The 13,393-nt window shown below is 37.8% G+C and carries 15 protein-coding genes; 2 read left to right on the top strand and 13 right to left on the bottom strand.

Going from position 1 to position 13,393, the window contains the following annotated elements; genetic code table 11:
• The gene (locus SKC35_RS03830; RefSeq protein ID WP_377978129.1) at nt 1–840 is read right to left on the bottom strand and encodes a 1-aminocyclopropane-1-carboxylate deaminase/D-cysteine desulfhydrase; all 840 of its coding nucleotides are present in this window, start codon (nt 838–840) and stop codon (nt 1–3) included.
• Here SKC35_RS03830 and SKC35_RS03825 point away from each other — a divergent pair.
• Nucleotides 833–1,864, top strand: coding sequence for an RluA family pseudouridine synthase (locus tag SKC35_RS03825; RefSeq protein WP_377978128.1), 1,032 nt, complete (start codon nt 833–835; stop codon nt 1,862–1,864). The genes SKC35_RS03830 and SKC35_RS03825 overlap by 8 nt on opposite strands.
• Nucleotides 1,857–2,309 (top strand): GNAT family N-acetyltransferase, encoded by a 453-nt coding sequence (locus SKC35_RS03820; RefSeq protein ID WP_377978127.1) that lies wholly within the window; start codon nt 1,857–1,859, stop codon nt 2,307–2,309. The genes SKC35_RS03825 and SKC35_RS03820 overlap by 8 nt, the downstream gene beginning before the upstream one ends.
• Here the strand turns inward: SKC35_RS03820 and SKC35_RS03815 are convergent.
• The 12 genes from SKC35_RS03815 to miaB form a co-directional block, all read right to left on the bottom strand.
• Nucleotides 2,304–3,311, bottom strand: a complete 1,008-nt coding sequence (locus SKC35_RS03815; protein ID WP_377978126.1) for a GntR family transcriptional regulator — start codon at nt 3,309–3,311, stop codon at nt 2,304–2,306. The genes SKC35_RS03820 and SKC35_RS03815 overlap by 6 nt on opposite strands.
• Before the next feature lie 10 nt (nt 3,312–3,321).
• Complete coding sequence (locus SKC35_RS03810) at nt 3,322–4,635, bottom strand: sugar porter family MFS transporter (protein WP_377978404.1); 1,314 nt, start codon at nt 4,633–4,635, stop codon at nt 3,322–3,324.
• 59 nt (nt 4,636–4,694) lie between these two features.
• On the bottom strand, nt 4,695–5,543 hold the full coding sequence (locus tag SKC35_RS03805) for a helix-turn-helix domain-containing protein (protein WP_377978125.1): 849 nt from the start codon (nt 5,541–5,543) through the stop codon (nt 4,695–4,697).
• The gene (locus SKC35_RS03800; protein ID WP_377978124.1) at nt 5,540–6,673 is read right to left on the bottom strand and encodes an MFS transporter; all 1,134 of its coding nucleotides are present in this window, start codon (nt 6,671–6,673) and stop codon (nt 5,540–5,542) included. The genes SKC35_RS03805 and SKC35_RS03800 overlap by 4 nt, the downstream gene beginning before the upstream one ends.
• Nucleotides 6,673–7,203 (bottom strand): 5' nucleotidase, NT5C type, encoded by a 531-nt coding sequence (locus SKC35_RS03795; RefSeq protein ID WP_377978123.1) that lies wholly within the window; start codon nt 7,201–7,203, stop codon nt 6,673–6,675. Before SKC35_RS03795 ends, SKC35_RS03800 begins: the two co-directional genes overlap by 1 nt.
• 64 nt (nt 7,204–7,267) lie before the next feature.
• On the bottom strand, nt 7,268–8,899 hold the full coding sequence (gene groL, locus SKC35_RS03790) for a chaperonin GroEL (RefSeq protein WP_130923324.1): 1,632 nt from the start codon (nt 8,897–8,899) through the stop codon (nt 7,268–7,270).
• Nucleotides 8,900–8,928: 29 nt separating this feature from the next.
• Entirely contained in the window at nt 8,929–9,207 is a 279-nt protein-coding gene (locus SKC35_RS03785) for a co-chaperone GroES (RefSeq protein WP_223130676.1), read from the bottom strand.
• A gap of 132 nt (nt 9,208–9,339) precedes the next feature.
• Nucleotides 9,340–9,657 carry a preprotein translocase subunit SecG gene (gene secG / locus SKC35_RS03780; protein ID WP_377978122.1) on the bottom strand — a complete coding sequence of 106 codons (318 nt, stop codon included), beginning with the start codon at nt 9,655–9,657 and terminating at the stop codon, nt 9,340–9,342.
• A 2-nt stretch (nt 9,658–9,659) separates the two neighbouring features.
• Nucleotides 9,660–10,187 (bottom strand): hypothetical protein, encoded by a 528-nt coding sequence (locus SKC35_RS03775; protein WP_377978121.1) that lies wholly within the window; start codon nt 10,185–10,187, stop codon nt 9,660–9,662.
• A gap of 1 nt (nt 10,188) precedes the next feature.
• Nucleotides 10,189–10,695, bottom strand: a complete 507-nt coding sequence (locus SKC35_RS03770; RefSeq protein ID WP_377978120.1) for an LptE family protein — start codon at nt 10,693–10,695, stop codon at nt 10,189–10,191.
• Nucleotides 10,673–11,959: a sigma-54 interaction domain-containing protein gene (locus SKC35_RS03765; protein ID WP_377978119.1), complete on the bottom strand. Its 1,287-nt coding sequence runs from the start codon at nt 11,957–11,959 to the stop codon at nt 10,673–10,675. The genes SKC35_RS03770 and SKC35_RS03765 overlap by 23 nt, the downstream gene beginning before the upstream one ends.
• The gene (miaB, locus tag SKC35_RS03760) at nt 11,953–13,368 is read right to left on the bottom strand and encodes a tRNA (N6-isopentenyl adenosine(37)-C2)-methylthiotransferase MiaB (protein WP_377978118.1); all 1,416 of its coding nucleotides are present in this window, start codon (nt 13,366–13,368) and stop codon (nt 11,953–11,955) included. The genes SKC35_RS03765 and miaB overlap by 7 nt, the downstream gene beginning before the upstream one ends.
• Nucleotides 13,369–13,393 lie beyond the last annotated feature (25 nt).

Here is a 13,393-nt window from a genome sequence, read left to right as displayed (position 1 = left end):
TTATTTAACTCCTCCGGTATGGATGGCCACTAGTTTCGTATTCGGAGCTATGTGGCCATTTTTTATGTGTTCCGATAAGGCATAAAACATCCGACCTGTGTAGATAGGTTCGATGGAAATACCGTGTTTCTGATAGAATTCAGCACAAAACAGATCTAATTCATCATTCTGTTTAGCATATTTACCAAACACATAGGCATCTTCTATGTTCAAGTTGTTAGGCAGTGAATGCGCCTCTATTTCTGTTCGGTTATTTAATGTCAACACACCTATCACCGGTTTCTTGGTATGCTTTGCGATTCCTATAGCAGTAGCTCCCGTTCCTACTGCCGTATATATTAAATCACAGGCAGGAAGCTCATCAACAAGAACTTCCATCCCTTGAATCGCTAATTCGCCAAATCCACCCTCTGCAATGACAGCGTAATTTTCATAAGCAGATGGAATGGGTTTAGAGCGATAGTCCGTTCTCGAGATAAAATGCAATTCCATTCCCCAAGCATTCATTTGGCTTAAATAGGTATTACTATCGATTGTTAGCTCTTCTCCTCGGATAATACCTACCGTAGAAATTCCTAGAGAATGGCCAGCAAAGGCGAGTGCATACAAGTGATTCGAATAGGCTCCACCAAAACTTAATAGGCCAGAATGGGTGCTAAATGAAAAGGTTTGGAGATAATTTTTTAATTTGCGCCACTTATTTCCCGATATGATGGGATGGATGAGGTCGTCTCTTTTGACAAACACCTGAATTCCTTTTGAATTCCAGCATTCATCTAAAATCTCTTGTGTCGGAGACGGTAAGTCTAACGCGTTAAATTCGAAATTTGCTATGTCCATTGATCCAGAAATGAATGCTCCTGACTCCGAAGAGGAAGATGATTTATTTGAGCATTTTAATTTCACCGTTGACAAAGGTCAGCAATTACTCAGAATCGACAAATATTTGATGATTAAAATTGCGGGTACTAGTCGCAATAAGATTCAAGTGGGCATCGATGCTGGATCAGTGAAAGTAAATGGGGGATTGATCAAGTCGAATTACCGCGTTAAGCCCTTAGATACGATTTCAGTATCATTCGCAACTCCTCCACGTGATAAAGAAGTCTATCCAGAAGATATCCCTATCGATATTATTTACGAAGACGAACAATTGATTTTGGTCAATAAGTCTCCTGGAATGGTGGTACATCCTGCGCAAGGTAATTGGTCTGGTACGCTGGTGAATGGTTTATTATTTCATTGCCAAAATCTCCCAGGACAAAAAGACATTCGCCCCGGCCTGGTGCATCGGATTGATAAAGATACATCGGGTATTCTGGTCATTGGAAAAACGGAATTTGCACTCAATTTTTTAGGTCAACAATTCTTCGAACATAGTATCGAAAGAACCTATTATGCGATTTGCTGGGGAGTTCCTAAAGAATTAAAAGGGATCATACGCAGTAAGATAGGTAGAAGTCCAAAAGACCGTAAGATTCAAGCTATTTTTCCAGAAGACTCTGAGTACGGTAGAATTGCGATTACGCACTATGAGGTGATGGAAACATTTGGTTTCGCTTCTTTTGTGAAGTTTAAACTAGAAACGGGAAGAACCCATCAAATCAGAGCGCATTTTCAATCGATTGGACATCCTTTGTTTTCTGATTCGACTTATGGAGGCGATAAAATAAGGTATATGTCATCGATGGCCGGTTATAAAGCCTTTATTGACAATGCTTTTAAAATTTGTCCTAGACAAGCCTTGCATGCCTATTCGTTAGGTTTTGTTCATCCTACAACGAATGAATTTATGCAATTTGAACAGGAAATACCCGAAGACTTTTTAAGCCTTTTAACTAAACTAAGAGCCATCAATGGATAAGATAGAAATACGTAGAGCCCAAAAAGAAGATATCGGCTTAGTTCGAGATTTAGTGATGGAGTTAGCCATTTTTGAAAAGGCTCCAGAAGAAGTTAGTTCCACAATCGATGATTATGTGGCTGAAGGTTTTTCAGATAATCCTTTATTTTTTGCTAATCTCATTTATCTAAATGGAGAATTAGGCGGATTTTCACTTTGGTATTACCGCTTCTCGACTTGGAAGGGTAGACGATTTTATTTAGAGGATTTGTATATCAAAGAAAGTTTCAGAGGCAAAGGATTAGGTAAGCGCTTAATTATGGAAGCGATTGAAGAAGCAAAGCGTACAAAATGCACTGGGATGATGTGGCAAGTATTGGATTGGAATCAGACAGCCATCGACTTTTATAACACGTTAGGCGTAAAAATGGATGCTGGCTGGCTCAATGTACATTTAGATCTATAGGGATCCGCGATCGATAAAATAGAATTCGTTCGACTCGCGCCCTTTCTCCCGATTAATAATCATTTGTGCAGCTCTTTCTCCCATTTTATTAAAATCATTGGAAATGACAGATATGCCTTCGGCGATGATTTCCTTTAAAGGTGTGTCATCGTAGGAGATGATCCCTATATCTTTTCCGACCTTTAATTTGTTCTTTGTAGTCCAGTTAATCATCTTGATCAAATCATACTCTCTAAAGACGATATAGGCTTGGTTAACCTGCAATTCATAGTCATCATCTAAATCCGGAATGATATCAAATTCTAGATCATTCTCCGTGCAGAATTGAGTAAAACCCTGGATAATCCCATCAGGTGTATATTGGAAGCTTTTAGAGCTTAATACTAAATTGATTTGTTGGTATTTCTTTACTTTCTCTAATGAGGTAGTAAGCCCCTGGTAGATATTGGATTCGAAATTTTGGTAGAGAATAGAGTAATCATCACTAAACTCCTTCACATTAATATCTAAGACTAATAATTTGTCTTTTGGTATTTTAGAAACAATTCTTGCTACGCTTTTATTAAAATGGGGGAGAATAATGTAATGATTGTATTTTCCCAAATTATTGGTGATTAGCTCCTCAAATAATTCTATATCGTGGTAGTGGAAAAATAAGTTGTGACTAACATCTTCACCTAAATTCTGAATAATACTTTCATACAAGATCTCTTTGTAGGGCGTCAAAGCATCCATCAGAATAAAAACGCGTAAGGCATTTTTCGTGTTTGTACTCGACACATAAAATCCCTTTCCATGATGGGAACTAATCAATCCTTTTTCGCGCAAATCATCATAGGCCTTCGTTACGGTCATACGAGCCATGTTGAATTCACTAGCCACTTTGTTAATAGATGGCAATTGCTTACCATGCTCTAATAAGCCGGAATTAATTCCATCGATGATACCGTCAATTAATTGCTGGTACTTCGGTTTGCTACTGTTGGGATCGAAATATATCATAAGAACACAATTAATGCATTATTACCTGCTTTTCAATATCTTCTAAATTAGCGCCTTTGGTTTCTGGCATCATGAAAGCCACATAGGCTAACTGTGCCACCATCATCACCGCAAAAAAGCCAAAGATTAATGGCCCACCATAACTTTCCGTAAACAAGGGAAAGAAATTAGCAACTAATGCTGCAAATACCCAGTGGGTTAATGATCCCCAGGCCATACCTGAAGCTCTAACGGAATTCGGAAATATCTCAGAAATAAATACCCAAATAACAGATCCTTGACCTATTGCGTGAGAGGCAATAAAGGCAAATATGTAAATAGGGACGAACGTATACGATTCAGTATAAAAGGCGTATGCAATCAAACTAAGGGTTATAATGTAACCTACAGAACCTATGAACATTAAAATTCGACGGCCCACTCGATCTATTAAATACCAACCTAATAAGGTGAATAACAAATTAGCAATACCAATACCTGCTGTGGACAACAAGGCGCTTTCCTTTCCTAATCCCGTTAATTCATAAATTCGTGGCGCATAATAGATAATAGCATTGATACCAGACATTTGGTTAAAAAATGCAAATAAAAAGGCTAAGGTCAAAGGCCAAACAAACTTACCTGAAAACAGGCGCTCTTTTTCTGTGCTTTGTTTGGCATTATTTTGAATACGTAGAATCGTCTCCTCCGGATTCGGATCTGCTAATTCTAATACTTTGCGCGCCCCTGCTAAATCATTGCGCTTAAGCAATAAAAACTGGGGAGTTTCTGGCGTTAATAAAATAAGAATGGAGAATAAAAGGGAAGGAAGTGATACAACGCCTAACATAATGCGCCAATCGTTTTCAATCCCTTGAATGAAATAATTAGAGACGTATGCGATCAAAATACCTAATACAATATTCAACTGAAATGAAATAACCAATTTCCCTCTGTGCTTCGCTGGAGCAATTTCTGAAATATAAATAGGGGCCACTACAGATGAAGCACCAATGCCAAGACCACCTAAGAAACGGAATAACATGAACAAATTAACGTCTGGTGCTATTGCGGCCCCTATGGAGGAAATAAAAAAGCTAAGACCTATCCAGAATAACGTCTTTTTTCTTCCAAATAAATCCGCTGGAATTCCTCCTAAAGCAGCCCCAATAACCGTTCCATACAAGGCAGCAGCAATAGCTAATCCATGTGTGAATGAGTCTAATTGCCACAATTGTTGAATGGCAAGTTCCGCGCCAGAAATAACAGCAACGTCCATTCCAAAAAGAAGACCGCCTAAACCTACTGTAATAGACCAGAAAATAACGTGTTTATTCATAGTGATATTTGTTCCATACAAAAATTAGAAAATTTTATGGTATATAAATTGTAAAAAAAGGACAATTATGAATTCTTATGAAAAATCGATGTATAATGAAGTAAATGTTCGGGAGAAATGTATTGTTTGAACTCATCAATGAATTCAGAATCCTTCATATCAAAGAGGCTATTCTTTAAATTTTTAGGTGTTTTTCCCGTATACTTTTTAAACTCATTGATAAAATGAGCGGAATCATAGTAGCCTAGCTGATCAGCCAAGTCTTGGCTTTTTATATCTTTCGTTGACGCAAATAAGGCCAGGGATTGATTAATGCGCTTAATTTGGACGTATTCCTTTGGACTAATACCAATAACTTCCTGAAACAAACGAGATAGCGTTTTATAGGAACTTTGTAGGGTATTTGAATCACCCTCTAGATCTTGAAGCATCAGTAATAATTTCAAATACTTTTTGGCCTGCTTCTCTATCAAATGACTTAATAGATATGCCTCCATTAGCTCACATCGTTCATTAAAACTCATTTCCTGATTTAGAGCTGGCAATTCTTGGAAAAGAATGGAAGCCTCTGTACTGATATTGTTTGTAGCAGAGATAGCAGTTGGCAAAAACGCAAACAAACCACCAACACGGAACTTTACACCAAAAATATGTATACCGGGTTGGTGCTTATAAAAATTAGGAGCTTGGTGCAATCCTTCTAGTTGAATACCATTAATCTGTTTAAAATCGTCAGTATTGGCATGTGAACGATAGTAATCCTTACCAAAAGAATAAGTCAAAACAGTTTGATCCTCTGGAAATATCGTTTCGATATCATAGGGTATAATACCCGTATCCTCCACCTGTTTTTCCCACAAGTGGTCTACAAATGGTGCTAAAGCCGCAGAAGGTTTCCGGTATTCGATGATCATTTTTTATTTGCCCAAGTTTTGGAAATAAACGCTGCTAAGAATCCTAAAACTACAATTAGAAATAAGGCTTTATCCAATCCCACAAAATCAGATAGATAACCAATTAATACAGGACCTAATAAAAATCCTACATAAGCAATCGTCGACACTCCAGCAATGGCAATAGAAGGCATAATTTCTTTCTGATTTCCCGCTTGCGAATAGATTAATGGGACTATGGTAGAGATTCCGATTCCGGTTAAAAAACAACCACCTATTTTAAGGTAAATGGAGGGAAATAAAAGCGTAAGCAACATCCCAAAGCCTATTAAAATACCATTTAAAATCAATATGTTCGATACGCCATATTTCAAGGAAATTTTATCTCCTACAAAGCGTCCTAATACCATCGCCGCAGCAAAGAAAGAAAAACCAATCGTAATAGGAAAAGGGGAATCAGGGCTGTATTCTTTAAAATACAAGGAGATCCAATCCGCCATAGCCCCTTCACATAACATGCCACAAAATGCAATAAAGGAAAGAATAATCAGGTACGGACCTAAATTTAAGATAGAGGATTTTGGTTTTGACTCATCATGTACTGGTTTATCTGTTAGCAGATTCGGAAAACTGAATGGAATTAACAAAATGTTAGATAGGGCCACTAAACTAAAATGTTCCGTAGTTGTGAAGTGTTCTTTCTCTAAAATGCCACCTAAAAAGGCACCTGCCATTAAACCTATGGAAAACACCGCATGAAAGGACGACATAATAATCTTGTTCATTTTCGCCTCTAGACTGACTACTTGGGTATTCATCGCGATATTCATAATATCACCTGCCATTCCAAAAAAGAAAAGACCAACAAATAGGGTAAACGGTGAATTCATCAGACTTAGACCAGGAATCACAATCACATACATGGCAACAGCCATTATGCAAATCCAGCGAGAGGCGTACTTAGTTAATAACCAGCCCGCAATGGGTAATGAAACCAAGGATCCTATAGGTAAACCCATCAAAACCGTCCCTAACTGTGCATCTGATAGACTTAAAAACGATTTAAAATCTGGAATACGCGTAGCCCAAGTGGCGAAATTTAAACCACAGATAAAAAATAAAATACCAATACTAAAACGCAATTTCTTCATTAATCTAACAATAATTTCTCTACTTCCTTCCAATCATTCACTCGCTTAAAATCGTCTATATGCAGATTATGGGGCGCCGTAAATAGGAGAGGTGTACCCGTAAAAGTATGTAAATTCTTTTCATGATCATCTATGAGGTAATCTGCTTGAATCATATGTTTGTGTCCACAGAAAACGATATGCTTCCAAGTGATAAAAGGAAAATATTTTTCCATCCACACTAATTTCTCTTTTAAGGAATTAGGGAATTCAGTTGCCGCAGAAACGATGAAAACTTCATAGCGTTCCGTTAATTTTTTAACTACTTCAATGGCATCTTCATTCACTGGAATATGCTCAAAGAACCCAGGTTCCCACAAAAATGAATTATTAGCTAAATAGTGGCCATAAAACTCTTCTTTAACAGAAGAACTCCCGGTTAATAGCTCCTCATAGGTGTAATTTTGATTTACAATCTGATTAATACGGTCAATAATAACGTGTGTGGTTTTAGCCAAAACGTCATCCATATCTATGGCAATTCTTTTCATACTTTCTTATTCAAAAAAAAACTCCCCAAATATGGGGAGTTTTCAAGGATTAATCTAATTAAAATTACATCATTCCACCCATTCCACCACCACCTGGGCCATGTCCATGAGCTGGTTCGTTTGCTGGTTTGTCAGCAATTACACATTCTGTTGTCAACAACAAGCCTGCGATAGATGCTGCATTTTCCAATGCTAAACGTGTAACCTTAGTAGGGTCAATAATACCCGCTGCGATCATATTTTCATATTTGTCTTCGCGTGCATTATAACCGAAATCATCTTTTCCTGCCTTTACAGCATTGATTACTACAGAACCTTCACCACCTGCATTCGCAACGATAGTACGTAAAGGTGATTCAACTGCCTGACGGATAATGTTGATACCTGTTAATTGATCTTCATTCTCGCCTTTTAATTTATCTAAAGCTTGGATAGCGCGAATAAGTGCGACACCACCACCAGCAACGATACCTTCTTCAACAGCGGCACGAGTAGCATGCAAAGCATCATCTACACGGTCTTTCTTCTCTTTCATCTCTACTTCCGTAGCAGCACCGATATAAAGAATAGCCACACCACCTGATAACTTAGCTAAACGCTCTTGTAATTTCTCACGATCGTAGTCAGATGTTGTGTTCTCGATTTGAGCTTTGATCTGATTTACACGATTCTCGATATTGTCTTTAGATCCAGCACCATTTACAATAGTCGTATTGTCTTTGTCAATGATTACTTTTTCTGCTTGACCTAAATATTCGATCGTTGCATTCTCTAATTTGAAACCTCTTTCTTCTGCGATAACAGTACCGCCAGTTAAGATCGCGATATCTTCTAACATCGCTTTACGACGGTCACCGAAACCTGGAGCTTTAACAGCAGCCACTTTCAATGCACCACGCATTTTGTTAACAACTAAAGTAGCTAAAGCCTCTCCATCCACATCTTCAGAGATGATCAATAGGGGACGACCTGTTTGTGCTACGGCTTCTAATACAGGAAGTAATTCCTTCATAGAAGAAACCTTCTTCTCAGAGATTAAAATGAATGGTTTTTCTAATTCAACCTCCATTTTGTCTGTATTCGTTACGAAGTAGGCAGATAAATAGCCGCGATCAAACTGCATACCTTCTACTGTTTTTACTTCAGTTTCAGTACCACGAGCTTCTTCTACTGTAATAACACCTTCACGACCTACTTTCTCCATAGCTGAAGAAATCATCGTTCCGATTTCAGAATCATTGTTTGCAGAGATCGTTGCTACTTGAGCAATTTCTTTAGACGTTGTGATCGCACGAGATTGTTTTTTCAAATCAGCTACGATTGCATCTACTGCTTTCTCAATACCGCGTTTCAAATCCATTGGATTAGCGCCAGCAGCAACGTTTTTAGAACCAATTGTGTAAATGGATTGAGCTAATACAGTAGCAGTTGTTGTTCCGTCACCCGCTTGATCAGCTGTTTTAGAAGCAACCTCTTTTACTAATTGAGCACCCATGTTTTCCACAGCGTCCTCTAATTCAATTTCTTTTGCTACCGAAACACCATCTTTAGTAATGGAAGGAGATCCGAATTTTTTATCAATGATAACATTACGACCTTTAGGTCCTAAAGTTACTTTAACCGCATTTGCAAGGGTATCAACCCCTCTTTTCATCTTTTCGCGCGCTTCGCTATCGAAAAATAATTCCTTTGCCATATGATTTTGTAATTAATGAATTGTTAAAATTATAAAACTGCAAAAATGTCAGACTCACGCATGATCAAGTAATCTTTACCGTCAATAGTGATTTCTGTACCAGAGTATTTACCGTACAAAACTGAATCACCTACTTTAACAGTAATAGGCTCATCTTTCTTTCCATTTCCTACCGCTACGATTGTTCCTTTTTGTGGTTTCTCTTTCGCTGTGTCAGGAATAATGATACCAAATGCTGTTTTTTCTTCAGCTTGAGCTGGTTCTACAACAACCCGATCCGCTAAGGGCTTAATACTTAAATTTGACATGTGTTATAAATTTAATTTTTAAATTAGAGATTATACATCCATGCGAACATGGTACAAAGGCTCATACAATAATAATGCCAAAACTCATTGCTGAAATTTTGGCAGTATTAGTAGGATATAATGAGGTGAATTCTATTGCTTAGGCGCTACTGGAGCAGGAGCAACAGGTACCGTTTTAGTAGCTGCTTTTTCTACGTTTACAGAAGTACTTGTTTCTTTTGTATCAGATAAAGTGAAGTTAGTCACTAATACCAATACCAAAATAGCGATAGAGAATCCCCAAGTTAATTGCTCAACTAGGTCACCTGTCTTTTGAACACCAAACATTTGTGTAGCTCCAGAAGAAGAAAACTCTCCACTAATACCACCACCTTTCGGGTTTTGTACTAAAATAAGCACAACTAATAAGGCAGTAAAGATAACAATCAATGAAATTAATAAAGTAAACATATTTATTCTGTTAGTAAATTTTGTAATTCTAAAATTCGAGATGCAAAGTAAAGTCTTTTTTCAGGTTTAATCAAACTTAACTTCTCATATAATTCTATCGCTTGTAAATATTTACCTTGCTTTGTTAATAGAATAGCCACCGTCTCAGAAACAGGAAGACTGAATTCAACGGCCGACAAATCTTCTTGTGGAGCATCATCCAGCTCTGATCTCTTCGGTTTTGCAAGAGATGGTTGATTCAAAATAAATTGATCGATTAATGAATCTTGTAAGGCTTTGATTTCTTCAGCAGGTACTTGTTCAGTAATATCAATTTGTTCGTCTGAAATATCAAAGATAGAGTGAAAATACTGTTTGCGTTGAGAGGATTGAAGCGCTATTTTCTGTTGTTTCAAAATTGAAAAGCGTTCATTCCAATGTAATAAGTAAAAATAGGGATAAAGCAATTTATCCTGATTCAGCTCCGACTGATCTGATCGATCGATTTTGTTCAATAAGAACCAAAGCCTTTGTGCTTTCGACGTTTCCATATTACCAGTCCCCCGCAATTTTGTTAAACAAATCTAAGATAATTTGATCCACTAATTTAGGAATTAGGGCTTTTTCTACCTGTGTCAAGGTTTGGCTCTGCGGAAAATCTTGATAAAAAGAGAATTCCTGTTCAAAATTCTTATCCTCATCTAAACGATTTGTTAACCGAAATTGAACTCGTAAAGTTATACGGTTTAAGCCAGCCTTATCATCACCAGTAGGAGCCTGAGGCGTTAATTCATACCCTACAATACTTCCTTCTATTAATAGATCAGGATTCTTATTATTAATCTTTAAAGAGGTATTACGCTGAAAGTACTCTTTTAACTTTTCATTTAATTCTAAACTAAGGTTCGCCGGTCCGCCTGCTGTTTCCATACGGATATTGCTTACCTGGATAGTCTTCAAATTAGGATCTAAACTAGCCCCTTTGAAACTGTAGCAGGAGGATAATCCAATGAAGGACCCGACGATAACACACAGATTAATCCAGTTCTTCCAAATCATATTGCTTGATTTTACGATATAAAGTACGCTCAGAGATGCCTAAATCTTTGGCTGCATACTTACGTTTATTCTTATTCTTCTTTAAGGCTCGGATAATGATTTCTTTTTCTTGTTTTTCTAAGGATAACGTCACATCATTAGCAGGTAAGATGACCTCTTCATAATTCGAATCAATGGGTTCATCTTCATATTTCATCTCCTCTTGCTCGTGTACAGGTAAAGATAATCCAGAAGGGGTATTACTCACTTCTGGATGATTTCTAACATCTTCGAAGATGGCCATATTATCGTGTAGGATCTCATACGCTTTGGACTGATCAGATTCCACTACTTTTAATAAGATCTTTTTCAATTCTGTTACATCTCGCTTTAAATCAAACAAGATTTTATACAGAATCTCTCGCTCATTCATTCCCTCAGGTCCGGAAAAAGCATCTGATTTAACAACCGAATTACCTAATTTGGGCTCATTGAAGTCCAAATAATATTGTAATTGCAACTCATCAATGATTCGATCACCTAATTCTAAAACAGATATTTGCTCTGCTAGATTTTTTAATTGGCGAATGTTACCAGGGAAACGCTGTTTTTGAAGCAAATCTTTTGCTTCTTTCGTTAACATGATCGGTTTTACTCGATGTGATTCCGAAAAATCAGTCGTAAACTTCCTAAAAAGCAATTCAATGTCATCTCCGCGTTCACGCAAAGGTGGAACGTAAATAGGAACTGTACTTAATCGATAATACAGATCCTCTCTGAATTTCCCTTTTTCAATGGCCTGCTGTAAGTTGAGATTCGTGGCAGCCACAACGCGTGCATTGGTTTTTTGAACTTTAGATGAGCCTACACGGTAAAACTCCCCATTTTCTAACACACGTAACAAGCGTGCCTGAGTACCTAAGGGCATTTCAGCAATTTCGTCTAAGAAAATAGTTCCCCCGTCGGTTACTTCAAAATATCCCTTGCGCGCTTCGATAGCTCCTGTAAAAGATCCTTTTTCATGCCCAAATAATTCGGAGTCAATCGTTCCCTCTGGGATTGCACCACAGTTTACGGCAATGAAGGCTCCGTGCTTCCGCTTTGAAAGGGAATGAATAATTTTAGAAAAGGATTCTTTACCTGAACCACTTTCACCCGTAATCAATACAGTCATATCTGTTGCGGCTACTTGTTCCGCTACAGAAATGGCACGCAAAAGGGCAGGAGCATTCCCAATGATCCCAAAACGTGCTTTTATACTGGCAAGATGACTATTATCTAGCATAATTCACCTAATAAAGTTCCTGATGTACAATGATTTACATTCACAAAAACATAATCTCCTTTAACTTCGTTTCCTTTTGGAAAAACGACTACTTTATTTGAATCTATTTTTCCAAAATGGTGTAGTTTCGATTTTTTTGAATCTCCCTCTACTAAAACTTGTACCTTTCTACCTACCCACATTTCATTGCGATTAGCTGAATGTATACGTTGTAAATCAATGATTTCCTGTAGACGACGCATCTTCACCTCTTCTGGCACATCATCTGTTAATTTCTTCTCGGCCGGTGTTCCTGGTCGCTCAGAATAAGCAAACATATATCCAAAGTCGTATTCCACATCAGCTAATAAAGACAACGTATCCTGGTGATCTTCTTCTGTTTCTGTACAGAATCCTGCAATCATATCTTGGGAAACGCCGCATTCTTCGCCTAAGATGTTCCGAATAGATTTAATTCTATCTAGATACCATTCCCGAGTATACGAACGCTTCATTAATTCCAAAATGCGATTACTTCCACTTTGAGCGGGTAGGTGAATATTTTTACAAATATTATCGTACTTCTTCATCGTGTACAATACTTCATCCGTGATATCTTTTGGATGAGAAGTGGAGAAACGCACACGTAATAAAGGATTGACTATGGCAACTGCTTCCAATAATTGGGCAAAATTGACTAATTGACCCTCTTCAGAGGTCCATTTATAGGAATCTACATTTTGGCCTAATAAAGTTACTTCCCGGTAACCTTGTTGGAATAATTTCTCACATTCTGCGATAATTGATGGTAAATCACGTGATCTTTCGCGTCCTCTCGTGTAAGGAACAACGCAGAAAGTACACATATTGTCGCAACCGCGCATGATACTGACCATAGCAGTTACACCATTTGAATTTAGTCGAACAGGTTCGATGTTGCCGTAAGTCTCCTCGCGAGAAAGGAAAACGTTGATAGCTTTTTGGCCATCTGAAACTTCATCTAATAAAGCAGGTAAATCACGGTAGGCATCTGGGCCAGCGACTAAATCGACAATTTTCTCCTCATCAATCAATTTGGTCTTCAAGCGTTCCGCCATACAACCCAAAATACCCACAGTTAATGCGGGATTCTTCGCTTTCAAATGAGTAAATACTTGCAAGCGATGGCGAATCTTATGTTCCGCATTTTCGCGAATGGCACACGTATTTAATAAAATGGTGTGGGCTTCTTTAACGTTAGATGTCGTAACGTAACCGTTTTCTTGTAGAATAGAGGTGACGACTTCGGAGTCTGCAAAATTCATTTGACAGCCATAACTTTCGATATAGACCTTTTTTCCAAAAGAGTTCTCTGCCACCTGATCTTCCGAAATTCTCGGAACATCCAAACCCTCTTTCTCTTCCTTCGTCAGTACTTTTAAATCTTGCATTTTACAATCAATGAAATTTAGATTG

Source organism: Aquirufa originis (assembly GCF_042714495.1).
GTDB classification, from domain to species: domain Bacteria; phylum Bacteroidota; class Bacteroidia; order Cytophagales; family Spirosomataceae; genus Aquirufa; species Aquirufa originis.
The sequence above is the reverse complement of the archived record's forward strand: the minus strand, read 5'-3'. Positions and strand labels throughout refer to the sequence as shown.

Bases quoted from the DNA above. Each gene is read 5' to 3' on its own strand.
- miaB (WP_377978118.1), bottom strand. From the start codon at position 13,368: ATGCAAGATTTAAAAGTACTGACGAAGGAAGAGAAAGAGGGTTTGGAT.
- SKC35_RS03765 (WP_377978119.1), bottom strand. From the start codon at position 11,959: ATGCTAGATAATAGTCATCTTGCCAGTATAAAAGCACGTTTTGGGATC.
- groL (WP_130923324.1), bottom strand. From the start codon at position 8,899: ATGGCAAAGGAATTATTTTTCGATAGCGAAGCGCGCGAAAAGATGAAA.
- SKC35_RS03805 (WP_377978125.1), bottom strand. From the start codon at position 5,543: ATGATCATCGAATACCGGAAACCTTCTGCGGCTTTAGCACCATTTGTA.
- secG (WP_377978122.1), bottom strand. From the start codon at position 9,657: ATGTTTACTTTATTAATTTCATTGATTGTTATCTTTACTGCCTTATTA.
- SKC35_RS03785 (WP_223130676.1), bottom strand. From the start codon at position 9,207: ATGTCAAATTTAAGTATTAAGCCCTTAGCGGATCGGGTTGTTGTAGAA.
- SKC35_RS03830 (WP_377978129.1), bottom strand. From the start codon at position 840: ATGGACATAGCAAATTTCGAATTTAACGCGTTAGACTTACCGTCTCCG.
- SKC35_RS03800 (WP_377978124.1), bottom strand. From the start codon at position 6,673: ATGAAGAAATTGCGTTTTAGTATTGGTATTTTATTTTTTATCTGTGGT.
- SKC35_RS03775 (WP_377978121.1), bottom strand. From the start codon at position 10,187: ATGGAAACGTCGAAAGCACAAAGGCTTTGGTTCTTATTGAACAAAATC.
- SKC35_RS03770 (WP_377978120.1), bottom strand. From the start codon at position 10,695: ATGATTTGGAAGAACTGGATTAATCTGTGTGTTATCGTCGGGTCCTTC.
- SKC35_RS03795 (WP_377978123.1), bottom strand. From the start codon at position 7,203: ATGAAAAGAATTGCCATAGATATGGATGACGTTTTGGCTAAAACCACA.
- SKC35_RS03825 (WP_377978128.1), top strand. From the start codon at position 833: ATGTCCATTGATCCAGAAATGAATGCTCCTGACTCCGAAGAGGAAGAT.
- SKC35_RS03815 (WP_377978126.1), bottom strand. From the start codon at position 3,311: ATGATATATTTCGATCCCAACAGTAGCAAACCGAAGTACCAGCAATTA.
- SKC35_RS03820 (WP_377978127.1), top strand. From the start codon at position 1,857: ATGGATAAGATAGAAATACGTAGAGCCCAAAAAGAAGATATCGGCTTA.